We start from the raw sequence: 26,073 nt of genomic DNA on the forward strand, positions 1-26,073 counted from the left end.
TTTAGAACATCCAAAGTTTGTTATGAATAAGATCAATATTTCAAAAAAGCAATGCAGTGAAGCACCGACCTTATGAAATATCATAGTGGACAGCTTAGTAGAAAAGACTAAAAAAATCGAGCGCAAAAACGGCTCATTGTTGCTCTAGTTTTAATAAAATATCTTTCTTATCAAGCCCACCAGCAAAACCAACTAAAGCTCCACCAGCACCAATGACTCGGTGACAAGGTGCAATAATGGAAATTGGGTTTTTACCGTTTGCCGCGCCCACTGCTCTCACCGCTTTTTCATTGCCAATTTGGAGTGCAATATCTTTATAACTTCTTGTTTCACCATAAGGGATGGTCAGTAAGGCAGACCATACTTGTTTTTGAAATACAGTCCCTTCGAAATCTAACGGCAGTGTAAATTCACGGCGTTTGCCTTCAAAATATTCTTGTAATTGTTGTTCGGTCTTTAATAAAACTGGATGTTCAGTTTGTTCGACCAGCTCAGCCAGCCGAACACGTTTTGGATTTTCATTGTCCCAGAGTACTGCCACCAAAGCATTTTCATTCGCAACTAGCTTTAATTGCCCAACAGGCGAATTGATATACTTATAAGACAGCAACATAGTTTTATTCTCTTAAGACGGCGATGAAATTTTCATTAAAACCAAGCCTGACACAATTAATACAGCGGCAATCATTCTCATAGCGCCAACAGGCTCATGAAGAAAGAAAATACCGACTAGAAATGACCCGATTGCGCCAATTCCTGTCCAAACCGTATAAGCAGTACCAAGCGGTAAAGTTTTCATTGACATTGAAAGCAGAATTACGCTCAAAATCATAAAAACTACGGTAATAACACTAGGTGTTAAACGTGTAAAACCTTCAGACATTTTCATAGAATATGCCCAAATGATTTCAAATACACCTGCTAAAATTAAAATAGCCCAAGCCATAACATTCACTAATTTTTATAGCGTCAGGTCGTCCCGACATGATTACCCATTATGGGGGAGGTCGTTCCTCCTTTATGTAAGGACTCAGTTTACTTTAAAATAAAAAATGAAGGCAAACCCTATCTAAAGCTTGCCTGTCTTAGAGAAACTTATTCACTTTTTAATTGTAAAATTTTTCGTGCGCCATTTAAAACAAACAAAACAATAATCAATCCAATAATTAAATCAGGATAAGGAGAACCTGTAATGGCAACCAATATCCCTGCAATAATGACACCTAAGTTAACGATGACATCATTTGCAGAAAAGATATAACTCGCCTTCATATGTGCCCCGCTCTCCTTATGGTCTCTCATTAAATAAAGGCAACTAATATTGGCCGCAAGAGCTAATCCGCCAATTAAAATCATGAGAATTGAAACAGGTTCACTGCCATAAATAAAACGGCGCAACACATCGATTAACACAATCATGGCTAAGCCAAGCTGCAACCAACCCGAAAGATGCGCAGCCTTTAATTGCGCATTTAGATTTTTACCCACCACAAATAAAGCAATGCCATAAATTGCAGCATCGGCAAACATATCGAGCGAATCGGCAATTAATCCTGTAGAGGAAGCAATGATGCCTGCCATTAACTCAATAACAAACATGACCCCATTAATCAGTAACAACCATTGTAAAACTTGTTTTTGTGCTGCATTCGTTGAAGTACTTGGTCGAACCTTTTTAGGTTTTTCAACAGGTTCATAATGTGGCTGTGTTTGTTGTAACTCGGCTCCTAATCCTAAACGCTGTAAACTTTGAGTAATCATTTCAGCTTGAAGACTGTGATAAATCGCTAAATGGCGTGCAGGCAAATCAAAATGAAGTTCTTGAATATCGTCAGTGTAAGAGGCTAAAGCCATCCGCACCATTTGCTCTTCGGCTGCACAATCCATGCGGGGAATATGATAATAACTTACCCATTGACTCTTTTTAGTCACAGGTTCACTAGGTGTGAAACACTCCTGAGACGACATGCTTGAGCATTCGCAGTTAGAGCTATTTTTACTTAAATGTATTTGATTCTCTTGTTTTTCTAAAGCCATCTTTGCACCATAACTGACACAAAAAACAATGCCATTAGTATAAACCAATGGCATATGTTTAAGCTTACTTTTTGTTCGGCAATTAGAATTTTAGTGTTAAGCCAGCTCCATAATACCAACCATGTTCGGAGTCGGTTCCAGTTTGCCAAGCAGTTTGTTTTAAACCTTTTTCATAGCCGTAACCAACATCAACAAATGGCATGACCTTTTTGTTGATTTCATAACGGGTTTGAAAACCAGCTTGTAAACTTGATAAACCTGTTTTACTTGCATAGCGAGATTCATCTTGCAAAACGACATCTGCTTTTAAATAAGGTTTACCAATTAACTTTTGGGTAAAGAGCAAGTCCCTTTCCGTTTCTAAACTTAACTTCCATAGCTGGTCTTCACCTGCATAAAGATATGCATCGGTTTCAAAAAAGTAAGGTGCCATGCCATGTAAACCCACTACACCTGCCCAACGATCTTGCTTTTCATCTTCCCGTTGCAAACGCTCGTAGTTTACTCCAGCCTGTACATCCCAATAGTCAGCTACATTTCGACTATAAAGTACTGAACTGCCGTAATTAGCATCTTCTGACTCTGCTTTTTCAACGTGGGCTTTAATGAACAATTTATTTTCATCCGTTCCCACCCAAGTTTCTAATTCAGAAGAAAAACTACCTTCTCCTTCTTCATTTTGAGTCCAGCCAGTATCAATTTTTGTTGCTTGATAGATCTGTCCGCCATGTTCACGTAAATGATCATGAGTTAAAGGCTCTTGAGCAAAAGTAAATACTGATATGCTCGAGAAAGCACCGCAATATATCATTTGAGAAAATAACTTAGTGATGCGCATGACTAGCTCCTTTCTCATTTTCAGATTGAACAGATGGTTGAGCTTGAGCAGCTCGTTGCCCATCATTTACTTGAGCAACAATCAACTTATTCATCATTCCCGCACTCATGTGGTAGAGCAAATGGCAATGAATCGCCCATTCTCCTAAGGCATCGGCTGTCAATAACGCAGTAACCGTCTTTCCAGGTGGAACAATAAGGGTATGTTTATTTGGTAAGTTTTCAGCTTGTTGGCCATTTTCTAATTGCATAAACATGCCATGTAAATGCATTGGGTGGGCCATCATGCTGTCATTCACAAACTTCAAGCGAATACGTTCGCCATACTTAACTTGTAATGGCTCAGCTTCGCTAAATTTTTTGCCATTAATAGTCCAGATATAACGCTCCATGTTGCCACCTAAACGAATAACTAATTCACGTTCTGGTGCACGCGTGTCTGGCTGAGGTGTTAAAGATTGCAAATCACTATATTGCAGTGCTTTCATACCCGCTGGTGTTGAAGCATTTGCCCAGCCATAAACGGGTTCATCCTTTTTAGGCTTATTCTCAAATTGCGCAGGCATCTCATGATTCATATTCATCATAGCGTGGTCATTCTCGCTAGCTGACATTGCCTGCATATCATGCTTCATTTGCATCATGGAATGATCATGTTCGCTAGATGACTTATTTTTCATGTGATGATCCATATTCATCATTGTAGAATCATGATTAGCATGGTTCGCTTCTTTTTTCATTTCAGGCATAGCCGACATGTCATGTTGCATGTTCATTTGATGGCCAGCATGTTCATCACTTGCCCCATTGCCATGACTCATGCCCATATCATCCATAGTTAACAAAGCACGTGGACGCGGCTGTGGCATTTGAATTGGCCCTACAGCTTGCGTATTTTCATTATGCAAAGTCCCAATGGCAAAACCACTGCGGTCAATAGACTCTGCTTCAATCTGATAATTTGATTGCGTAGGTTCTACAATGACATCGTAGGTTTCGGCTGTACCAATACGGAACTCGTCAATTGCAACTGGCTTAACTGGCTGCCCGTCTGCACTTACAACTGTCATTTTCAAATTTGGAATTCTGACATCAAAAAATGACATCGCTGATGCATTAATAAATCGTAATCGAACCTTATCACCAGCTTTAAAATTACCTGTCCAGTTTTGCTGAGGTGTCTTGCCGTTGACCAAGAACGTATAGCCCGTCACATCAGACATATCGGTTTTTAACATCCGCATCTGATTCCACATCGAACGATCTTGCCAAGTTGCTTTTAAACCTTGTGTTTTAACTTGCTTCAAAACATCAGATACGGTTTCACGGCGGTTTTGATAATACTCAGCAGATTTCTTCAAATTCTTCATAATGCTATCGCTAGAAGAATTATGAAAATCTGAAAGCATTACCACGTAATCACGGTCTGTTTTTTCATGAGCAGCAACAGGTATCTTACCTTTTGGATAAATCACGAGTGGTCCATATAAACCGTCTTGCTCTTGGCCTTTACTATGCGCGTGATACCAATACGTGCCGTTTTGTTTCACCTTAAAGCGGTAAACAAAATCTCCGTTTGGCGCGATTCCTTTAAAACCATTGAAACCCGGTACGCCATCCATTAACCCAGGCAGTAATAAGCCATGCCAGTGTAAAGACGTATCTTGATTCTTTAACTGATTATGAACATGAATAACAGCGTCATCCCCCTCCTCAAACTCAAGGAGTGGTGCTGTAAATTTTCCATTTACGGTAATTCGTTTGAGCGGCTGACCAGTAACATTGACCTGTTGTTCATTAATATTAAGGTGATATTCCTTAATTGCCGCGAGGGTCCATGGTGAAACCAATAGACCAAATACAGCGACGAGGCTGCTAATTGTTTTATGAGACATTGCTGTGATCCTTTTTAATTAAAAAAATAAGTAAATAAGGATCAAGCTTTAGGAGGACGTAAAATCTCTTGCCAGTATCCGGCTAAATGTTGAGCCTGATAAATACTGCTAAATTGATATGAAATAGGAATAAGTGGGGATTCAACGTCAGGTACAGCTTGCTGCAGAGCTAAATTCACCATTTGGCAATGAACTGGGTTACAGTCCTGACAATGCTCACCATGCGAATGAAGAGACTGAGTCATCTTTTGATGACATACGGTCTGATCATTTGCTTGAGTATGCATATTGTTATGCGAAGATTTTTCACTATGACACGGCATAGTATGAAGATCATGTTGCATAGGCGTCTGTGCAATAGACACACCACTCCACCCAATGACGAAAGCCATTAGGAACACAAACCAAGCATACTTGCGTAAGTGTTGTAGAGCCATTGTGATTTATCACCTAGAGCCAATGAGTGATCTTAATGCCATTAGCATAACGAAGTTTTAAAAGAGATACAATTTTCTATCTTAAATGCTTGTTATAGAGCAATTAAGCAAATGGAGGTTGATGCTGAAGGACTAAATCAATCACCTCTAATGCACCTTCTTGTTCATTACTTACAGTGGTATAAGGCGCCACCGCTTTTAATGCTTCTACTGCATTTTCAACTGCAAACCCATAACCTACAGCTTTAATCATCTGCATATCATTGTTGTTATCACCAATCGCAACCACTTGATTAGGTTCAACCTGCCATTTTTGTAGTAACAGCTTCAAACCATGTGCTTTATGCTGGTCGGGAAGAATCAAATCGATAAAATTAAAACCACTTGAAACAGGTACCAAAACTTTATCTGCTACAAAACTTTGCTTCTGAAAATGCTCAAAAATCGCAAAGCTTTCGTTTTCCTGAGCGGTAAAAGTAATTTTGCACACTAAGTCATCTAGTGCATAAAAGTCATCTACAACTGTCAGTTTTTCAAAATATCGGGCAACTTTGGCATAGTCTTCTGCGTTCATACTTCTATGCACGTAAGCACTTTGTTTTCCACAGATCACCATTGTTGAGGTATATGAAGGGTCGATTGCTTTTAGAATCTCAATGTATTGTTGTTGACTTAAATGAGCAAAAGCTATTTCTTGTCCAGCATCTACAACATGTGCGCCATTTTCTGCAATAAATGCAATCTCATGATTAATCTCTGGAAAATAGGTAACAAGTTTTGCAAGTTGATTACCACTGGCTACCACAAAATGAATATTATTTTGTTTTAGTTGTTCGTATTGTTTTAAAAAACGTGCGTTGTTGTACTGCTTTTTGGAATTAAGAAAAGTCCCATCCATATCTACCGCTAAAATTTTTACTGTCATTAATGATCAAGGTCTCTTACTAAAAACTTATTAAACCAAATTTAGCTTTATTTTTCATGACACTTTTACAGTTTTATACGTATCTATGCACAAAAAGTTTTACACAGAGCTGCATCATTTTTTGCACAGGTTATTTTTTAGCAAAGCTTAATAAAAAACCAGCTAATAAATTATTCAACACGCATAAAAAAAGAACGCCAAAACGTTCTTTTTTCATAGTTTTTGTCTATAGAATAAGCGGTTGATCTAATTTTGTTTATTTTACCAACATCTTATCCATACGGTTATCAACACAGTTATCCATACAGTTATAAACAAAGTTATCCACAAGTTTATTTTAGATTAACTTTATCTTTTTAAGCATTAACACTGCCTACTTTTGCAAGCTCTGCACGCATTTGGTCAATCACAACTTTATAATCGGGTTGACCAAAAATTGCGGAACCCGCAACAAACATATCTGCACCAGCTTCTGCAATTTCACGGATATTTGCAGGGCCAACACCACCATCAACTTCTAAACGGATATCACGACCACTTGCATCGATAATTTTACGAGCTTCACGTAATTTTTCTAAAGTCATTGGAATGAACTTTTGTCCACCAAAACCAGGGTTTACACTCATTAATAAAATTTGGTCAACTTTATCAAGTACATAATCTAGATAATGCAATGGCGTTGCTGGGTTAAAAACCAAACCTGCTTTAGCACCACCAGATTTAATCAGCTGTAATGAGCGGTCAATGTGGTGAGACGCTTCTGGGTGGAATGTAATAATATCTGCGCCTGCTTCCAAAAAGTCTCCAATAATTCGATCAACTGGAGATACCATTAGATGCACATCAACAGGAGCTGTAATCCCATAGTTTTTTAAAGCCTTACATACACCTGCACCAAAAGTTAAATTTGGAACATAGTGATTATCCATAACATCAAAATGCACTACATCTGCACCTGCGGCTAACACTTTGTCTACATCTTCGCCTAAACGAGCAAAATCGGCAGATAAAATAGAAGGAGCAATCAAATAAGGCTTGGACATAGGTGGATGACCTGGCTAGAAGTTTAAGGAGAGGCTAAAAATTATAACAAAAAAGAACCTACTTAGCCCGCCCTTCCTTGCTTAAATGACAACATTTCAAACTTGAAACGTAACGTTGCAACAATAGAATGCTAATGGCGAAACGAATTTGTTAAGGTACATTAAACCAATGTGAGGATTGATAATGAAAAGCACAACTCATCTATTAACAAACGATGGAAAACGCATTGCAAAACGTTTAGTTAATCATTGGAAACACAAATTTGAAGTACAAGAAACTGAACAGGATTTTAAAATCTTAATGCCTACAGCAACGATCACGCTTGCACCAGAAACAGAGCAGTTAAACGTTGCTATTGATAGTCAGTTGGATGACCACAACCACTTAGAAAAAGTTGTTCTTGATCATCTAAACCGTATGGCTCAACGAGAATTTCAAGTTGAATGGCAACACTAAACTAATTAGCCAAATACTTTTTCTAACTGGATTGCATGAAACTGTAAGTGCTCATCCATAAAGGTTTGAATAAAGTAATAACCATGATCATAGCCAGCATGTTGTCTTAAAGTTAAAGGCTGTCCTGCTTTTAAACATGCTTGCTTAAATTTTTCAGGGTGAAGTTGTTCATAAAATTGGTCATCTAATCCCTGATCAACCAAAATTTCGCTAAATACTGCACCATTTTTTGAGACTAAAGCGGTGGCATCATGAGCCAACCAGCTATCACGGTCTGCACCCAAATAATGGCTAAAGGCTTTGTCGCCCCATGCACATTCAGTTGGTGCACAGATCGGAGCAAAAGCAGATACCGACTTAAACTTTTCTGGATATTTAAACGCTAAAGTTAATGCACCGTGGCCACCCATTGAGTGCCCAAAGATACCGACTTGTTGAGCGTTTACAGAAAAGCTTTTTAAAATGAGTGGATATAGCTCATCAATTAAATAGCTCTCCATTTGATAATGCTCAGACCAAGGTGCTTCTGTGGCATTAATATAAAAGCCTGCGCCTTGACCTATATCCCAATGATCCCCTGCCGCAACCTGTTCGCCACGTGGAGAAGTATCAGGTGTAATCAGTATAAGACTAAGTTGTGCTGCCATATGCTGAGCATGTGCTTTTATGGCAAAAGTTTCTTCAGTACACGTTAACCCAGCTAAGTAAAACAAAGTTGAGCAAGCTTTACCCTCTAAAGCTGCTGGTGGTAAATAAACACCAAACTTCGCTGGTCCTTTTAAATAAGAAGATTCAAATTGGTATATACGCTGCTCGCCCTCAAAGCAGCGGTTTTTTTGCAGGAGTTGCATCGTTTTTAGCCTCTGTTTTTGTTTGAGCAATATCTACACTACCCGTATTTTGCTGAGGAAATAGATACTTTTCCAATTGAGGTAGCATAAGTTCCATATTTTTACCGATCATCCACTGAGGTTCTGAAGGTTCAACACCTTGAGCCACTTCCCATTTGGTTACCGTTTGCTTAGCTGTGTTAAACGAATCTTTCATCGACGATTGCTCTCGCATAGCCAAATCAAAGAAAGCTCGTCCAAAATAAGTATAATCAGCTTCGTTATTACACCCAAAAGAAGTTTTATCAGCAGCCGATGCAGTAATAATTAAGGTATCAGGAGACTGTAAAGCAGGAATAAAACTTCCTGAATAACAGGCTGAGATCACAATTACACGCCAGCGAATACCGGATTTGTCCAGTGTTTCTCGCAACCATTTCGGGTCCACTTGCCCTAAATCTAATGGCGCATTTTCAATTTCGAAGTGATTTTGCTCACCGTGTGAGGTCATATATAGGAATAGGACATCACTATCACGGTTCATTTGCTGGCCCATACGGCGTAGTGCCAGTTCAATACTGGTTTTAGAGGCAATTGGAATTTCTGTACGGGTATCTGGATTATTGACTAACATCATCGAACGACCAATCGTTCCGAAACGTGTATCAAACTGCTCTTTAATACGGACCACTTCCGATTTAAAAACATCTTGATAACTATCACCAGCAACACCTAAAAAATACCAATGGCTTTTGGCAAGCTCACCATATTGAACTTGCTCTAAAGAATCATTCAATAGTTTACTTTGCGCATAAAAAGCATCTTCAGCAAACGTTGGTGCAGACTCTTCTACCTTCCAAATCGGTTGATCTTTTACGGAAAGTTGCCAAACCACCATCGTTGCAATAGTCGCAACCATAACCAATGCACGTTCCCACCATGGCCACTTAAGCTCACGTGAGAAAACCCAAATTACCGCTAAACTTTGCCAAACGAATAAAGCTACAAATAAGCTCGGTAAAATTCCATTATAAATAGCATCGGGAATAAAGTTGAGATAACCATTAGACCCCAAATACTGAATTAAGCATTGAATTAATAAGATATTTGTATCTAGAACTAGCCAAAGTAAAGCAGGAACTAGCATTAAACGAGGTTGGTTAGTTCGCTGTGATAAGAAAATACCAACAATTAAGGCAATGAATGGCCAAAGCGCATAACCAATTAAACCTTGTGAATTAAAATCACCGATTTGACCAGCGACAAGCCAGCTATACAGAGAGTTAGTACATCCCCCTAAAATTCCCCAAACAATAAGCTGAAGAATAGATGGATGTACAATTTGTAGAGAACGTCTTGATCCCAAAAATAGCCACATTCCGGCAATTTGGTTGCTTTTAAAATCATGCCAAAAGTTAATGGAGGGTTTAAGATCAATCATAGAAGGTTTTCAAAAATTTCGTTTTTGACAGGCATCTTAAGTGTATGCCTGCTAAGAATTTTAGCAATCATGCTTTTGAACTATATCACATATATTTGTGCATTATTCAAGCAATAAAACCTAACCTTACATAAGCCTACTGAAAATACGCATCAAAACGACAAGCATCCCCTTGCCATTGATGAGCTGGCTCTTGATTTGCCAAGAAAATAGCATGGCGTGGTCGCTTAACGACCACACGTTTAGCAACTCTCTGTGCCAAAACTAGCAAATTATCCCCCAAATCCATCTCACCATCTTCGGGTAAAAGAAGATGTAAAAGCTGCATTTGTTTTTTGACTTGAGCCTGTTTTTTAATTGCTTGTTGATTCTGGTCGCGCTGTGGGAACATCGGGTCAAGGTAGACTACATCAACCGTTTTTGCTTCTTGATGTAATTGCTGTAAATAGCTTGCAGAGTCAGCAAAGATCAGTTGAATACGATCCATAAATTGACTTAAGAATGGATCACGTTCCGCCTGAGCTTTTGAATCTTCAAGTAAAGTAAATAAAATCGGATGGCGCTCAACGAGCTGGATTTGGGCACCTAGATAAGCCATAAGTAAGCTGTCATGGCCTAAACCCGCTGTTGCATCAACCAATACTGGCTTTTCACCTAACTGACAAGCACGGGCAATCATTTCCGATTTAAGACTTGCACGTTTTAAACGTGGAATTTCAGCTTTCCAGTCAGGCTGCATTTTCATGCCATTAGCAGATAACCAAAGTCCGTTTTCATCTACACAAAGGGCAATTTCAGGATTGAAGCGTAAAAACCGTGCATTCAGCTTTTCAATTGGCTGTAAATCGACAGTCACACCTCTAGAACAAAGCACGGCTTGGTAGTGCTGTGCTTGTTCTTGAAAATCTTCTTCAAAATATATATGCATGAGTACTGCCTTTACTTTACTTTGCTTTACCCTGATCCGCTATCTTTTTCCACGCATCATCACGTAAATAAACTGGCAAAGCATGCTCGGCATCCACCCATTGCTTTTGTGTAGCATAGACACGTGCAATAGAAGCAATATCCTGTGCAGTTGCAGTGATTGTTTGATGCTCTGCATCAGCTTGAAGTAGCTTTGCGCCCGAACCAATTAAGCAATGTTTTGCATAAGCTGCTGCTGACTCGTAGCCCATTAGTTTTTCTTCATCAATACACTGCATGATACCTTGTTCATTTAGAACAAAACTTGCGATATAAACTTCATTCATACGCGCATCAAGAACCGCAGTCACTTGTTTCAAACCTTCAAGTCGGTATGCCGCTTGAGCTAAAGCTTGCAATGTAGAAACTGGAACCACAGGTAAATCTTGTGACCAAGCTAAAGCTTGGGCAACAGCAGCATTAATTCGAACACCACTAAAAGAACCCGGCCCACGACTAAAGGCAATCGCATCCAAACCAGCAACTTCAAGACCTGTTTGTTGTAGCCCTTGCTCAATCATAGGCAAAATGGTCTGGGTTTGTGCTTTCGCCCGCGTATCGAGTTGAAAAAACAGTTCTTGGGTTTCATCGACTAATGAAATAGAACACTGCTCATTTGCAGTTTCCAACGCCAGCAATTTCATGCACAACCTTAGTATTAAATCAGATTAAAAACGAGGGTTATGATACCCCACTCGGCTCTGATAGGCGAGTTGTTCTCTTTCTAAATAAAAATGCCAAGCTTGTGCTTGGCATAGAAAATAACTTATTAAAAGATTTTAAAAGTGAAACTCTTTTAAATCTGCATAGCTCTTAAAGTGTTCAGCATAGTGTAATGCGCTCAAGCGTATTTTCGCTGCCCCATCTTCATCTAAAGTTTTGACAATTTTGCCTGGTGAACCCATCACCACTGAATTATCTGGAATTACTTTTCCTTCAGGTATTAAAGCATTAGCACCGATAATACAATTTTTACCAATCACCGCCCGATTTAAAATTACGGCGTTCATACCAATCAAACTATTATCACCAATCGTACAACCATGTAGCATGACTTTATGACCGACTGTGACATATTCACCAATATTTAACTCAAGTCCAGCATCGGTATGTAAGACAGAATTTTCTTGAATATTAGAAAAATCACCAATCCGAACGACACAGTTATCAGCACGAACTACTGCACCAAACCAAATACTGACCTGACGGCCTAGTTCTACCTGCCCAATAAGCGTTGCAGTTGGAGCAACCCAGCCATCCCATGGCTCATGTAAGGCTTTTGGGTGCTGTCCTTGATAGCTATACATCATAATTTATCAATCCTGATCTTTATTTTTTATGAGAAAACTTTGGCATTCCAAAGGTTGGTGAGTTGAGTAAAAATGGCCAATCTTTTTGATAACCCAATCCATATTTAAACAGGGCAACTAACATACGAGCAGTTAAGCCCCAAATAATTTCATTATCAATCTGTAAGCTTGGAAAATATAAAGACTGATGAGCATATCGAACTTCATAGGGTGTTGGACGCGTCTCGATAAGTTGCTGTAATGGGACAAAGAAAATTCGATCAATTTCGGTAGGCTGAGGTATTAAAGTGACCTCAGGAGGAATAAGCCCAACGATCGGTTTTACAGACAAACCGCTTCTTGCACGCTGCATCGGCAAATCACCTAACAACTGTACATCAAACGGATTTAAAGCTGTCTCTTCTTGAGCCTCTCTCAACGCTACAACAATATTACTCGTATCACTGGGGTCACGCTTTCCACCCGGAAAAGAAACTTCCCCCGCATGGTTGTTCATATGTATTGAACGGCGTGTAAGCAGTACCTTTGGATCATTCTCATTCGTAATGGCAATAAGTACTGCAGCTTGTGCTTCTTGTATGCGGGTGGAAAAGCGTAATCTTTGCTGTAACTTTTGTGTTAGCAAGTGCTCTTCCATACCATTCACCTATTATTCTGTCTCTCTTTGCATCATATCTGAAAATCAAAGTTAGGGAATAGAGTTGATGCGTAAGTCTAAAAATTCAGTTATGCTGAGGCATCTCTATACTCGATGATAATTATGAGTTTCTGTGTAGCGTGTGGGCATAAAACCGAACAAAAAATTCCTTTAGGTGATCATAAAGTACGCCGTGTTTGTACTCATTGTGGAAATATTCACTATGAAAACCCCAAAGTAATCTGCGGTGCCTTAGCGTTATGGGAAGATAAAGTATTACTCTGTCGTCGTGCGATTGAACCTCGTTATGGTTTGTGGACATTACCTGCTGGTTATATGGAATTGTTCGAAACCATGGAACAAGGTGCAGCACGTGAAACTCGTGAAGAAGCAGAAGCCGAGATAGAAATAGAACAACTTTATTGTATGTACAATATTCCTCGTATTGGTCAAATTTATGTTCTTTTCAAAGCACAGCTGAAAGATGGCATTTTTGGTGCAGGTGAAGAAAGTATCGAGAGTCGGTTGTTTGAAGAGCATGAAATTCCATGGGGAGAACTAGCCTTTCCTAGTGTCGAACATACATTAAGACATTATTTTGAAGATCGTAAGAAACAAGTTTTTCCAACACATCTTGAAACTTTGGGGACTCGTTTAGACCATACAGGTTAATCATTTAGATAATAAAAAAGACCGCCTTCGCGGTCTTTTTTATATGTGTTTTATTTTTTAAGATTTAGTCTTAATTGCATTACAAGCTGGAATAGACTGATTGGCTAGTTTAATAGACACCGTGCCAGACAAGCGTTGAGCCAAAGCTTTTTCAGCATCTGTTGGTGCTGGGCTAATATCCTTAATATTATTATAAACAGCTTGATAGAAAGCATAAAGGTTAATCCAACGTGCGGTCTTGTTTTCATAATCACTTAAATTAATACTATTACTGCTGTTTTGACCTGCTAATAAGTTATATAGGTTAATCTTGGCTCCATTTACCGAAATTGAATCATTTACATTATCATCAGGATTAGTATCCTGTCTCACCACAGAGTTAAGCCCCATCAAAATCCCATTAAGATTACCTAGCTGAGGATTCGATAAAATCATACGAACAGTAATAGAGCTATCATTATCCGATGACTCTGTTCCACCAGTAGTACCAAGTCGGTATTGTTGCACACCATTACTATCAATTAAGCTGTTGTCTGTTACTGTTGCACATTGACCAGACATATCGGTTGCAGTTGCATTTGGTTTAATATCCGTACGAATATTTCCTTTTTCATCAACGACAATACCTAAATCGATAGGAGCTATCCCAGTAGTATCAAATCGGAATGTCAAAGTCGCATATAATGGGAAAACATAGCGTTGACCAGAACTCACGTTAGCTGCTGTTTTAAAAATATCTTTTCCAAGATAACTAATCGGGTTGGCTTTAATAATATCAAGTGAACCCTTATAGTTTTCTGTACCTACTGTTTGACGCCATAAACCATAATGCTGAATATTTCCTGTGGTCGAGCGTGTTAGTTGTTTATAAAAACCTTCACTTCCCGCAACAGCATAATCGTTCATAAACTTACCTTGATAGATTTGCAAATCATTATTTGCATTGCCATCAATGCTTAAACGTAAGGGTTGAGTCGATTGAATATCTTTTGAAATTGGGTTAAGCCAACCATTTTGTTGGGGAGCAACAAGCATTTGCATTGGTTTTGCTTTGGTCCACAATAAAACTGGTGGAGCAACACCAGTCACGTTTCCGTCCTTATCTTTATATAAAGTAGCATCACCACGCCATTGCAGACCGTAACCCATTGCATAACCTTCACGGTCAGTCAACATGAACATGTTAGCCATCATATGACGTAAATTAGTGGTAGATTTATTAAAGCAATCTGCTAATGCCTGATTACAGCCATAAAAACCCAGCGGTAACGGGGAACTAACAGGATCTACAATACCCGCATAAGTCGCTTCATTTGCTTGAAATAATGCAGCATTTGCTAAGTTTGTGACTTGAACCACGAGTGCATAAGCTTCTGCATCAGACACTTTACTTACATCTAACCAAGGTTTTAGAAGAGTTGCATATTGCCCATTCTTCCATTCTGTTGCAGTGATATCTTGTGTCAAACTAGTCAACAAATTTTTCTTATCTTGAGTAAATTGGGTTGGTTGTAAATCACCTACCACATTATCGCCACGTTCAACACCAATACTTTGGAATAACTTAACTAAAGCCATAGCTACTTTAATAGTTGGATCAGCGTTACTCATTGAAGCAGGAGGCTGACCAGTTAATGCTGTAGCCATATCCAAAACTGTTAAATGTGTTGTTCCGTATTTTCCTAATGTATCAAGTTTTATCGTACCTAACGCAATCTTGTGAGTATTGCTACCTTGTAGATAAAGCGTAATTGTTTCATCTGATCTACTACTGCTGATACTACAAGCTCCAGTGACAGCATTAAGTTTCTTATTCGTTTCAGGATCAACCTCTAATAATGTAATGTAATGCTGATTCGGAGATAAACTACAATCAAAATTTAAGCCTTCCACTGGATAGTCTAATACAAAATTCAGACAGGTTTCATCTGTTGCTTTACAATCTAAATTAGTGGTCGGAATCGTACCACCACCTTGAGTAGGATCTTCATTAATTGTTGAGCCACCACCACCGCAACCATTTAATACAATTGCCAATGTAGATAATGCAAAAGGTAATAAAATTTTTTTACTCATCATCATTCCTATTTATTTTTAACGTAATACCGAAATTTTAATTTGTCCCTGATTAGATAGTTCCTGATCTGGCATATCCACAGCCGACGATAAAGGCGTTAACATAATATAGTGTGTACGTTCTGGCACCTGTAAAACGCCTAAAATCGATGCATGTTGTAAAATCGTCGCAGGATACGACTTACTTTTAAAACCACTAGCACCTTCTATAACACACCCCTTTTCATCCAAGAAAACAGCGAGGGGCCAATAATATACAGGCTTATCATTGGTTGTAGCATAGGAAGCTACTTGTATATTCTTAATAGAAGAATCTACTTTTACGACTTCGTATTCAAATTTTTCTTTAAGAGGTTTTCTCGGCCATAACCCAACTTCTTTATTCTGGCTTAGCTTTTTAATTGATTTGTTATAGCCATTAATAAAACACAAATCATTTTCAAAAGTGCTTGCTAACTCTTTGTGCGAAAGTCTCACATAAGTAGGAGCTAATACAACAGAAGAGACTTGATCTTCTTGAGATCGATGCAATACGTTATCAAGGATAGACTGACCAACACCTTTTTTACGCTCAATAGATTCAGTACGACCTAAACCATCAGGCATAATATAAAAACGTTTTTTCCCTTCAAGATTAAATTCTTGATTCTCTAAATATTCATTATTAACGTATTCCACACCATCAATGGTAGTGTACTTCGCCTCATCGTTTTTTGGTGCTACTGGTGCTGATGAAGTAATGATATCCTTAGACAAGGGTTCAACTGCATTCAGTTCTACTTTTTCTTCAGTCTTTCGTTGGGAAGCAGAATCCTCTATCATTGTTTTTTCTTTAGTAGTCGCTAAACTAGACTTTTGATCAATAATTTTTGATTCTTCTTTGCTTATTTTTGTCTGTTTTGAAACTGTAGATTGTTTCTTTATCGAGACAGTTGGTGCAGTTGGTGCAGTTGGTGCAGTTGGTGCAGTTGGTGCAGTTGGTGCAGTTGGTGCAGTTGGTGCAGTTGGTGCAGTTGGTGCAGTTGGTGCAGTTGGTGCAGTTGGTGCAGTTGGTGCAGTTGGTGCAGTTGGTGCAGTTGGTGCAGTATTAGACGATTTCTTAATTACTTTAGGCAATTCTTTTGATTTTAAAGATGCTTCTGGCAATACTTGCGGTTCTGGACGAGTTGTCTTTATCTCTGGATTTGTTAATACCCTAGATGGTGTAACGGTTCGTTCCACCCTTTTACTCGGAACAATCATTGGTCGACCATCAGGACCAATAATCGTATAAAAACCATCCGCATAAATAGCAGAGTTACTTGCTATTGCAACAAAAAAAATTGCAATAGCAAATCTAGGTCGAGACATCCGTTCGCAATTTAATTTTACCATTTTGTTCTATAATTTAACCCGAGTACTGTAACTTTGGTATTGGTTTTAACATCCAAACCGGCATAAGGGTTTAACAGGATATTATCAACTCCCGTTTTATTAGATAAGGTACTAGTCCCTGCTGGAATATTATCGCGGCTACGTAAGAAACCAACTGAAAGATCCAAATCTGTATCTGCATCAAATCGGTACCCAATACCCAAACCAAATAGCTGCGCATTATTAATTGGAATCATGGTATTACGTTTGTCATTTGGAATAGCGCTAGCACGAGGCTCATAACCAGCACGTAACTTCAAACGATCTGTTGCGGAATACTCTAAACCAATACCCCAGCTCCAAGGTGAGGTAAACTTTAAAGGCAAAGCTAATGAAGCATCTGTCACATCATTTGATAAAAGTTTGGCAACTTTGAGTAAGGTAATCTGTCTATCAAATTCAAACTTAAACTTATCCCATGCAGAATAGTCGGTCCAACCCACATCAAAATTAACTTGCAAATCAGGAAATATTTTATATTTAATCCCTGCTTGGAAATGTGCAGGATATTCCAGATCCATCGCAGCTAGTCCAGACTCAGAGCTTGGTACATTTCCTGGTAAACCGAGAATGGCAGCTAAAACCTGACCTGTAGCTGATGAGTTTAAGCCTTTAATTAATTCTTGAGGAGCCTTAGCATTATTAATTAGGTATTTCCCTTTCATACGCATTTTAGCTGCACTTTGGTAAACCATACCAAAGCCAAAATCATCTGTCGGCTCCCACATTAATCCTAAGTTATAACTTGGACTTAAAGACTGCTCCATAGAAACTTGAAGTGATCCCATTTTCTTGAATGGATTCATACCTTCTTGAGTATTACATAAGCCAAATAACAATAGATTAGTAATCATATCGTTATTGTCTTTGAAAGGACCACATAATACATCATCAACCATACGCAACACCCCAATCATATCATTGGGAAAACGCAAATCGGTTTTCATAGCAAGAGCGTTATAAGACATCCCCACAGAGGCACCAATCGACAAATGGTCATTTACTTGATAACCAAAAGATGGAGACAAATAAGTAATCCGCTCAACAGCAACTTGCTGACCCATAAAGTTTCCAGCATTACCATTTTCAGCGCCAAAACCTGCAATTAAAGGTGCATAAATTGCAGTAGCATAGGTCAACTTTGAACCCGGTGGTTTATAGGCAATCCCTGCGGTAGGAGCAGCGAGTGGATAACCCTCCCCTAAATCAACCATTTTTTTTAGAATTGGAATATATAAGCTAGCGTATTCAACATCACCACGTACAGGGCCTTTAAAATCAGTACAAATATTAGCTGTAACTTCTGGGCCATCATTACAAACAAGAGGATCATCTGAGTAGCCAAAAACGTTATAACCAGGGGGTGCCGAAAACTCACGTTGAATATTAAAATTCGCTAAAATTCCTTGCACATCTGTCTGTAACCCATCAATTTTCGCTAAAGCCGCAGGGTTAAAGTGAATTGCACTAATACCAGGCGGATCTGCAGTTACAGCATTCCCCATCGATAGTGAACGAATATCAACAGCTAGGTTTTGTCCTAATTGAGCGTTGGCAAAGCTAGAAAAACCGGAGATCACAATTGCCGCCGTTAAAGGACATAATTTAGGATATTTCACCTGCATATCTCCTTATTTGTTTTTTTTGCCAAAGCCTATAAAATCTAGCGGGAAAGACAGACCAAGTGAAACATCTGGTGCATCTTCTGTTAAACCAATCCCCACTGTGCCATTAACAATCGTTTCAGGTGAAACACGTACACCTAAAGCAAAAGACAACATTGCACTACTTTGGTCTGGCGATTTATATGATTCGTCTCCATTATTAAATTCAAACTCAGCATCCATGTTAAAGCTTTGTTGATACGACATGGTTAATGACACGTCATAGTTAAATGAGTAAGCAAAACCGAATGAGAAACCGCCACTAATGCCTGGATCAAAAGAAGTTAAAATCCTTGGCCCCTTAGCCCCACTACCACGTGCTTGATCTAAACCTGTTTCTTTAAAACCATAATTGGCAGATGCCGAAGCAAATAACACAACCGGATCGATATATTTACGGGTACTTGCTCCCACTCCAACAGAGTAATATCCCTTACCTGTTGAAAGCTCATCTAAACCAATTTCGTAAGGGCTATCCCCAGTTTTTGTTGATAGGTTACCAAATAATACCAATGGCAAACGGCCTTGCTTTAATGGGAAAGGTTCCCAGCGTGCCCCTAAAGAAATATCACCTAAACCCGCTGCAGTTGTATCTCGAACAATTTCAGACTTGGCAACGAAAGGAACAGTTGCAGATAATGTTAAGTTGTCCAATATCCCGTATTGAACAGTAAAACTATTCGTTAAAGTATGGTTCGCATCTTCTTCAATACGCAATCGGTTGAGTTGAGATGAATTATCAGCCAAAGCTAAATCAATTCGAGTATCGCGATAATAGGTATAATCGAGATCGTAATAGGCTGAAAATACGCCTCTTTTAATCAATGAATATTGGCGCTCATTTGAAGTAAATACTTCTTGCAAATTTGTCTCTTGAGACGCATCACCTTCTTTTTTCTGTAAAGCAGTAGCAGCTTGATTAGCTCCAGTATTTGCTGCCTCAACAGGAGCAGGTTCAGTAGTTACAACATCTGTAACTGGAGTTGTACTCGTTTCTTGAACTGAATCTGTTGCTGATGTTACTACTGATCCTGTACTCGCATCAGAAACAACTGTGGTGTTTTGAGCTTCAGCTTCAGTTTGTGCGACTTGGTCATTTGCATAAAGTGTGCCCGTAATAGCACTCATACTTAATGCCAACACACTCATCTTCATCCATCGATTATTCATGTTTCTTCCCACCTAATGTATTTATTTTACTCAATTCATATTTGATTATTTACGCTTATAGTAAAGACGCATATATGTTTCAATTGGCTGATTATAGGTTGCAGAATTTGGGTCTTTATCCAGTACCCTACGCATAGTTGATGCTTTATTTGCTAAACGGTCATAATTGAATGTTGGATATTGCACATCCACAAAGGCATAACGGTTAACAGTTGCATCTTCCACATGACGCATATCTGAGTCTTTTAAGGCCAATAGGTCTTTACGTTGAGATTCAGGAACAGAAACAACGAATAATGTATTATTATCCCAAACCTCTTTAAAACGATTTTCATCAAAGCTGATATTCCCTAATGCAGGATCAGCAACATAGACTCGTCCATCTTTATAAGCTTTATATACGACAAAATGTTTAAAACCAGCATAAGAAATTGGAACAATTGCAGGTTGTCCAAGATTGACTAAATCCGAAAACTCCCCTCGATAACCGCCACTATCCAAACCAATAGCAGTAACAAAGCGCTTCATATCAAGTAGTGAGAAGCTTCGACGTTCAATAATACGTTGATATTCACCATACTGTAGTAAACCGCTCATAGTCTGCTGTTCAGTCAAACTAGTTCCCACATAACCATTTAAAAGTGTAGTAAGAGCAGCTGAACCACAGCTATAGTCATAAGCTTGTCGAACAATACCTCGGAACTGATCTTCTACAGCTGGTTTAATCTGAACTGGTTCAATATGATTACGGCGAAAAGATAAATTACGTGAATCGGCAGTCTCTGTATAATAAACAGTTCCCGGTGGCTTTTTTTCTATTTCGAAGGCTTCTGTCGCAAAGTAATATATCAATGCTGAGCCTAAAGCAATCTCTAACATAAGCACTTGTTCTAAATGGTGGCCTACTGGCCTTATTCATTTTATTCTTAGAGCAATAGCTCTACATCCCTGTGTGTTGAAGATACCTTTTTTTTTTGAAAAAAACAGCCTTTTTTTACTTTTTTTTGATGAACGTTTAGTTTTATAAAAATAGAGAGACTTGTGTGATTAATTTAAATCGATTTTTAATTTAACAGCTTATTTTTATCAATAAAAAATATATTTTTATATAGTTAAATTAGACAGTTAATAAATAAAAAAAGCGCGTAATAAACGCGCTTTTTTTATTAGAAACTCAGATTAGTGACCTGAAATTGTAATTGTAGAAGTTCCTACATTTAAACCTTGAATTTCAACATCACCAATTGAAGCTGCTTTAACCGCACCGGTACCCCAAGTACCATCAGTTGCTTTAGTATTTGTACCTAAACGTACACCCTGTACATAAACGTTCATACCTTGAGTACTGTTATTTTGGATTTGTAAACCTGTTGGTACAACTGAAATTTCAGCATCAACATCTAAATCACCAGTCGTATTACCAGCGCCTCGAACCATTACTTTATCCAATAAAATCGATCCCCCCCCCGCAGCGTCGTTGATACCGAAGTTAGATAGTGTTAAACCGCCCTGTAAAGCAGAGTTCACTTTAATCATCGCACCCTGTGGAGTAGTACCTAATTGTACATTCGCTGAAATTGCGCCTAGAGACAAATCTAAACCAGAGATAATTTCAGTTGGAGCAGTTTCATTAATACCACGTACAGCAGTAGTTGTATTTAAAGTACCAGAAGTACCCACACCAATAGAACCAACACTTACATTAACAGCACCCACGTTTGCAGCAACGTTTAAAAACGCGCCATTATTACCAGCTGCACCAACACTATCAATTTTAAGATCCAACAAATTAGCAGTTTGATCAACCTGTGTAACAGATACTCCGCTTACTACAATCGCACCAGCTGTTGCCGCAGCACCTGTAATACCTGTAGCAGGGTCTAAACCATCATTATCATGAATAAATACTTTATCGATAGAAATACCGCCAGCACCTAAAGCGATACCGATATTAATACCATCTTGACCTGTAGCAGCACTAAGCGCAGCATCGTCCATTGACTGCATTGCCATTGCATTTGCATTTGCACTGATAGCTAAAGAAGAAACTAAAGCAAGTTTAGTAAACATTTTCATTGAGCACTCTCCCAAGAGCATTTATTTTTTGACTTAACCACTCTATTGTCTCAAATTGCATTTTTCTTTATATGGCAACCGAAACTTCCAATCCTTGAGTAGTTTTGCTTAGCAATTACTAAATTACATCTACGTTAATTTTTGTTCAACTAGTGTTGTGCATTTTTTGCCAACTACCCGACAAACGGTACACTCAAGTTTTTCTACACAAACCTTGTTAAAAACAATAAATTCTAAGTTGAAAATTTCGTTCATTTTATCAGCAAAAAGTTTAGTATTTAAAAGACTTTCTCCTGATGAAGTACAACTTATAGTAAACTAACTACTCTCTCATTAAACACTCTTTTATTTAAAAATGTCTCAGTTAAAGAAAAAAATCTCTTTATATAGTAAAAATGCTGCCGATATTTTAAAAAAATTAAATGGTTTAACTGGGCTTATTTATTTAAATGATAATAACAACCCAATTATCGGATTTCTTCCGCAAGATTATATTATTATTCAAAATGAAAATTATTTAGATTTTGAGCGCCAAAATTTCATCGAATATAAAAATAGATCAAAATCAAATCAACTCTTAAATTTCATTCAATTTAAAGAAAACAATTTAAATAAAGACATTAAATCAACAACAAGTTTTATGGGTGGTTATATTGGTTTTATCAGCTATGACTTCAGTGCACATCAATTTATTAATGGACGAAATCATATACAACCTTCTCTATTCCTAGGCCAATATCGATCTTTTTTAAAATATATAGATAATGATTGGTATTTTTTTAGTGATGAAGAAAATGCAATTGATCTATTCTCATATATTGAAAATAAAATAGAGAATTTTGATTCCAATAACTCTAAAAATACATTTGAATTAAAAACCATTATTCAACCAAGATGGTCTAAAAAACAATATTTCGATGCTTTCTATAAAATACAAGAATATATTAAGGCTGGAGATTGCTATCAAATTAATTTAACCCAAGAGTTTAAAGCTAAATTTTCAGGATCCTTATTAAATAAAGCTAAAGACTTATGGCAACTTACAAATGCTCCATATGCAGGTTATTTAAAATTAGATGATTTTGAATTATTAAGTTGCTCTCCCGAGCTTTTCATCGAATTTAATCAAAATAAACAAATTAAAACTAGACCTATTAAAGGCACAATGCCTCGCTATAAGAATGCAGAAAAAGATTTTATTTCTAAACAAACCTTAAAAAACTCTCAAAAAGACCAAGCAGAAAATGTGATGATTGTCGATTTATTACGTAATGATTTGAGCATTTATGCCAATACAGGATCTGTAAAAACAACAAAACTATTCGAGATTGAAAGTTTTAATCAAGTACATCACATGGTAAGCGAGATCGTTGCCACTCTTAAAGATGATATCAATCCTATGCAAATGTTGCTTTCAGCCTTACCCGGAGGCTCAATCACAGGTGCTCCCAAAATTCGGGCAATGCAGATCATTGAAGAGTTAGAAGAATCAGCAAGAGGCGCATATTGCGGAACATTGGGTTACTTCAATTTTGATGGAACTGGTCGCTGGAATATTCTTATCCGTAGTTTTCAACAATATCAGAATCAGCTTTCTTTATGGGCAGGTGGTGGTATTACGATTGCATCAAATGCAGAAGCAGAATATCAAGAAAGTCTTGATAAAGTCTCTGCTATGCTGAACTTGATGAACAGCACAGCAGAGTAAAATTTAGAGAATATCTTCTTTTAATGTCTGTACTAAACGCTCATTTTGCTCATCAGTTCCTACAGTTATTCGCAAGAATTGATTAATACGAGGCTTATTGAAATAGCGCACAATAATGCCCTGCTCACGTAATTGCTGTGCAAGCTGACCTGCATCATGCGATGGATGTGAAGCAAAAATAAAGTTTGCTTTAGAAGGTAAAACTTTAAAGCCCAAAGTAGTTAATTCATCTACTAGCTTTTCACGACTAGAAATAACTTTTTGACATTGTTCTTCAAAATAAGTTTGATCTTCAAAAGAGGCTACCGCTGCTGCAATTGCAAAACGGTCAATAGGATATGAATTAAAACTATTTTTGACAGCTTCAAGTGCAGCAATTAAATGAGACTGAGCAATCGCGAAGCCAACGCGTAAACCCGCAAGAGAACGAGATTTTGAAGTTGTTTGACACACAACCAGATTCTCATAGCGATTTACTAAACTCACAGCTGATTCTGCACCAAAGTCAACATAAGCCTCATCAATGACAACCACTCGATCTGGATTAGCTTTTAAAATTTGTTCGATTTCTGCTAAGCCTAGTGCAATACTTGTTGGAGCATTAGGGTTTGTAATAATAACCCCACCATTTGGTTGCACATAATCTTTAACTTCTATCTCAAAATTATCATTGAGTGGGATTTCTTTAGTCTTTGTACCAAAAAACTGACTATAAACTGGATAAAAGCTATAAGTGATATCTGGATAAAGAATTGGTTCATCTTGAAGAAAAAATGCTTTAAAAATATGAGCAAGTACTTCATCTGAGCCATTACCAACAAAAACTTGTGAAACTTCAATATTCTGTTGCTTAGCAATCGCATGTTTTAATGCCGTAGCATCTGGGTCTGGATATAAACGCAATGCATCAGCCTGATGAGTTAAAACAGCTTGAACTGCTTCAACTACTTTTGGTGATGGCGGATATGGATTTTCATTTGTATTGAGCTTCAATAAATTCTGAATTTTAGGCTGTTCACCAGGAATATACGGCTCTAACTCACGAACTTCTGGACTCCAAAAGCGCATTTGTGCTGTAGATAAAGTCATGGTCTTATCTCAAAAAAGGGCTGAAAACCAGCCCTGAGTAATAATTAAAAAACTACAAGGTTTATAAGCTTATTGATAACGATAGCGAGCTGAGCGTGCATGGGCATCTAAGTTCTCTTGAACAGCCAATATATCTGCTGTCTTAGCTAACGATTTGACTCCATCTTTCGAACACATAATTAAGCTCGAACGTTTTTGAAAATCATAAACACCTAATGGAGAAGAAAAACGAGCAGTTCCAGAGGTCGGTAATACATGGTTTGGGCCTGCACAATAGTCACCAATTGCTTCAGGTGTATAGCGCCCCATGAAAATTGCTCCAGCATGGCGAATATCTTCACTCATAGCCTCGGCATCATCTAAGCAAAGTTCCAAATGTTCTGGTGCAACTTGATTAATCAAATCAATTGCTTCTGCACGGTCCTTTACTAATACCAAAGCACCACGGTTTTCAATCGAAGTTCTCGCAATGTCTGCCTTTGGCAATTCATTTAAATGGTTTTCAATTGCCAACTCTACCGCATTAAGCAAAGCTTCATCAGGAGTAATGAAAATAGCTTGAGCAACTGTGTCATGTTCAGCCTGAGATAAAACATCCATAGCTAACCAATCTGCATTATTTTCACCTTCTGCATATACTAAAATTTCAGAAGGTCCAGCAATCATATCAATACCGACCTGACCAAATACAGCGCGTTTGGCAGCTGCCACAAAACGATTTCCAGGGCCAGTAATTTTATCTACAGGTGGAATGGTCTGAGTACCATAAGCAAGCGCTGCTACAGCTTGAGCTCCCCCAATAGTGAATACTCGACTCACTCCTGCAAGGTAAGCCGCAGCTAGAACCAATGGATTTAGTTCACCGTTTGGTGCAGGAACAACCATAATAATTTCAGGTACACCAGCAACATGGGCTGGCACTGCATTCATTAAAACTGAAGACGGATAAGAGGCTAAACCACCTGGTACATAAATACCCACACGGTCTAGAGGTGTGACTTTTTGTCCTAATGTATTACCCAAATCATCTATATAAGTCCAGCTCTCTTGTTTCTGAGCTTCATGAAATGAACGAATACGCTTTGCTGCTAACTCTAGAGCATTACGAATTTCTGGGCTTAAATTATCAAAAGCAGTTTTAAGTTGTTGTTGAGATAATTCCAAATCTGAAAATTGATGCGCAGGATGTCGATCGAACTGTTGAGTAAGCTTTAAAACATGATCATCACCATGCTGACGAACATCAGTAATAATTTGATCTACTGTTTGCACTAAATTAAGATCATTCACAGTTTCAAATGCTAAAAGCTCAGCAAAAACCTGTTTGAAGTTCTGATCTTGAGTCGATAAACGTCGCATCAATTTACCCACAAGGCGAAAAAGAAAAACT

The 26,073-nt window shown here is 38.2% G+C and carries 25 protein-coding genes; 3 read left to right on the forward strand and 22 right to left on the reverse strand.

Annotated features, from left to right (window positions below; all coding sequences use genetic code 11):
• Positions 1-133: 133 nt before the first annotated feature.
• The 8 genes from AC52J8_RS14965 to rpe form a co-directional block, all read right to left on the reverse strand.
• On the reverse strand, positions 134-613 hold the full coding sequence (locus AC52J8_RS14965; RefSeq protein WP_086399604.1) for a methylated-DNA--[protein]-cysteine S-methyltransferase: 480 nt from the start codon (positions 611-613) through the stop codon (positions 134-136).
• A 12-nt stretch (positions 614-625) separates the two neighbouring features.
• Positions 626-946 carry a DMT family transporter gene (locus AC52J8_RS14970; protein WP_013198888.1) on the reverse strand — a complete coding sequence of 107 codons (321 nt, stop codon included), beginning with the start codon at positions 944-946 and terminating at the stop codon, positions 626-628.
• A gap of 149 nt (positions 947-1,095) precedes the next feature.
• On the reverse strand, positions 1,096-2,091 hold the full coding sequence (locus AC52J8_RS14975; protein ID WP_203079932.1) for a cation efflux transmembrane domain-containing protein: 996 nt from the start codon (positions 2,089-2,091) through the stop codon (positions 1,096-1,098).
• 28 nt (positions 2,092-2,119) lie between these two features.
• Positions 2,120-2,875, reverse strand: a complete 756-nt coding sequence (locus AC52J8_RS14980) for a copper resistance protein B (protein ID WP_198912075.1) — start codon at positions 2,873-2,875, stop codon at positions 2,120-2,122.
• The gene (locus tag AC52J8_RS14985; RefSeq protein WP_086399605.1) at positions 2,862-4,769 is read right to left on the reverse strand and encodes a copper resistance system multicopper oxidase; all 1,908 of its coding nucleotides are present in this window, start codon (positions 4,767-4,769) and stop codon (positions 2,862-2,864) included. The genes AC52J8_RS14980 and AC52J8_RS14985 overlap by 14 nt, the downstream gene beginning before the upstream one ends.
• Positions 4,770-4,810: 41 nt before the next feature.
• On the reverse strand, positions 4,811-5,206 hold the full coding sequence (locus tag AC52J8_RS14990) for a hypothetical protein (protein WP_002115904.1): 396 nt from the start codon (positions 5,204-5,206) through the stop codon (positions 4,811-4,813).
• Between the two features lie 103 nt (positions 5,207-5,309).
• Entirely contained in the window at positions 5,310-6,131 is an 822-nt protein-coding gene (locus AC52J8_RS14995; RefSeq protein ID WP_086399606.1) for a Cof-type HAD-IIB family hydrolase, read from the reverse strand.
• Between the two features lie 356 nt (positions 6,132-6,487).
• Positions 6,488-7,174, reverse strand: coding sequence for a ribulose-phosphate 3-epimerase (rpe, locus tag AC52J8_RS15000; RefSeq protein WP_017387482.1), 687 nt, complete (start codon positions 7,172-7,174; stop codon positions 6,488-6,490).
• A gap of 184 nt (positions 7,175-7,358) precedes the next feature.
• Between rpe and AC52J8_RS15005 the strand changes: the two genes are divergently transcribed.
• Positions 7,359-7,631, forward strand: a complete 273-nt coding sequence (locus AC52J8_RS15005; RefSeq protein WP_086399607.1) for a DUF2218 domain-containing protein — start codon at positions 7,359-7,361, stop codon at positions 7,629-7,631.
• A gap of 5 nt (positions 7,632-7,636) precedes the next feature.
• On the opposite strand, the gene fghA is transcribed toward AC52J8_RS15005, so the two are convergent.
• The 6 genes from fghA to AC52J8_RS15035 all read right to left on the reverse strand — a co-directional run bounded on the left by fghA (position 7,637) and on the right by AC52J8_RS15035 (position 12,824).
• A complete protein-coding gene (gene fghA / locus AC52J8_RS15010; protein WP_086399608.1) occupies positions 7,637-8,482 on the reverse strand; it encodes an S-formylglutathione hydrolase in 846 nt (281 codons plus the stop codon).
• The gene (locus tag AC52J8_RS15015; protein ID WP_016144399.1) at positions 8,451-9,902 is read right to left on the reverse strand and encodes a C13 family peptidase; all 1,452 of its coding nucleotides are present in this window, start codon (positions 9,900-9,902) and stop codon (positions 8,451-8,453) included. The genes fghA and AC52J8_RS15015 overlap by 32 nt, the downstream gene beginning before the upstream one ends.
• A 136-nt stretch (positions 9,903-10,038) precedes the next feature.
• Positions 10,039-10,830, reverse strand: coding sequence for a class I SAM-dependent methyltransferase (locus AC52J8_RS15020; protein WP_039767181.1), 792 nt, complete (start codon positions 10,828-10,830; stop codon positions 10,039-10,041).
• A gap of 16 nt (positions 10,831-10,846) precedes the next feature.
• A complete protein-coding gene (tsaB, locus tag AC52J8_RS15025) occupies positions 10,847-11,512 on the reverse strand; it encodes a tRNA (adenosine(37)-N6)-threonylcarbamoyltransferase complex dimerization subunit type 1 TsaB (RefSeq protein ID WP_496538847.1) in 666 nt (221 codons plus the stop codon).
• A 135-nt stretch (positions 11,513-11,647) separates the two neighbouring features.
• Entirely contained in the window at positions 11,648-12,175 is a 528-nt protein-coding gene (locus AC52J8_RS15030; protein ID WP_078210186.1) for a gamma carbonic anhydrase family protein, read from the reverse strand.
• 22 nt (positions 12,176-12,197) lie between these two features.
• Positions 12,198-12,824: a CoA pyrophosphatase gene (locus AC52J8_RS15035; RefSeq protein WP_014208431.1), complete on the reverse strand. Its 627-nt coding sequence runs from the start codon at positions 12,822-12,824 to the stop codon at positions 12,198-12,200.
• 114 nt (positions 12,825-12,938) lie between these two features.
• On the opposite strand from AC52J8_RS15035, the gene AC52J8_RS15040 reads away from it, so the two are divergent.
• The gene (locus AC52J8_RS15040; protein WP_002115876.1) at positions 12,939-13,487 is read left to right on the forward strand and encodes an NUDIX hydrolase; all 549 of its coding nucleotides are present in this window, start codon (positions 12,939-12,941) and stop codon (positions 13,485-13,487) included.
• A gap of 57 nt (positions 13,488-13,544) precedes the next feature.
• Here AC52J8_RS15040 and filF read toward each other — a convergent pair whose 3' ends face one another.
• The 6 genes from filF to filA form a co-directional block, all read right to left on the reverse strand.
• Positions 13,545-15,569 (reverse strand): putative pilus system protein FilF, encoded by a 2,025-nt coding sequence (filF, locus tag AC52J8_RS15045; protein ID WP_086399610.1) that lies wholly within the window; start codon positions 15,567-15,569, stop codon positions 13,545-13,547.
• A 12-nt stretch (positions 15,570-15,581) separates the two neighbouring features.
• Positions 15,582-16,913 (reverse strand): putative pilus assembly protein FilE, encoded by a 1,332-nt coding sequence (gene filE / locus AC52J8_RS15050; protein WP_496538848.1) that lies wholly within the window; start codon positions 16,911-16,913, stop codon positions 15,582-15,584.
• A gap of 17 nt (positions 16,914-16,930) precedes the next feature.
• Positions 16,931-18,595 (reverse strand): putative pilus system OmpP1/FadL family transporter FilD, encoded by a 1,665-nt coding sequence (gene filD, locus AC52J8_RS15055; RefSeq protein ID WP_086399618.1) that lies wholly within the window; start codon positions 18,593-18,595, stop codon positions 16,931-16,933.
• Between the two features lie 12 nt (positions 18,596-18,607).
• Positions 18,608-19,810 carry a putative pilus system protein FilC gene (gene filC / locus AC52J8_RS15060; protein WP_197738945.1) on the reverse strand — a complete coding sequence of 401 codons (1,203 nt, stop codon included), beginning with the start codon at positions 19,808-19,810 and terminating at the stop codon, positions 18,608-18,610.
• Positions 19,811-19,855: 45 nt separating this feature from the next.
• A complete protein-coding gene (gene filB / locus AC52J8_RS15065) occupies positions 19,856-20,689 on the reverse strand; it encodes a putative pilus system C39 family peptidase FilB (RefSeq protein WP_014208424.1) in 834 nt (277 codons plus the stop codon).
• Between the two features lie 300 nt (positions 20,690-20,989).
• Complete coding sequence (gene filA, locus AC52J8_RS15070) at positions 20,990-21,886, reverse strand: putative pilus system protein FilA (protein ID WP_197738946.1); 897 nt, start codon at positions 21,884-21,886, stop codon at positions 20,990-20,992.
• 355 nt (positions 21,887-22,241) lie between these two features.
• Between filA and AC52J8_RS15075 the strand changes: the two genes are divergently transcribed.
• Positions 22,242-23,594 (forward strand): anthranilate synthase component I family protein, encoded by a 1,353-nt coding sequence (locus AC52J8_RS15075; RefSeq protein ID WP_208753484.1) that lies wholly within the window; start codon positions 22,242-22,244, stop codon positions 23,592-23,594.
• A gap of 3 nt (positions 23,595-23,597) precedes the next feature.
• On the opposite strand, the gene hisC is transcribed toward AC52J8_RS15075, so the two are convergent.
• Both hisC and hisD read right to left on the reverse strand, forming a co-directional pair.
• The gene (gene hisC / locus AC52J8_RS15080; RefSeq protein WP_086399612.1) at positions 23,598-24,683 is read right to left on the reverse strand and encodes a histidinol-phosphate transaminase; all 1,086 of its coding nucleotides are present in this window, start codon (positions 24,681-24,683) and stop codon (positions 23,598-23,600) included.
• A gap of 69 nt (positions 24,684-24,752) precedes the next feature.
• Complete coding sequence (hisD, locus tag AC52J8_RS15085; RefSeq protein ID WP_086399613.1) at positions 24,753-26,042, reverse strand: histidinol dehydrogenase; 1,290 nt, start codon at positions 26,040-26,042, stop codon at positions 24,753-24,755.
• Positions 26,043-26,073: the final 31 nt, after the last annotated feature.

It is taken from the genome of Acinetobacter sp. S-1, assembly GCF_059579785.1.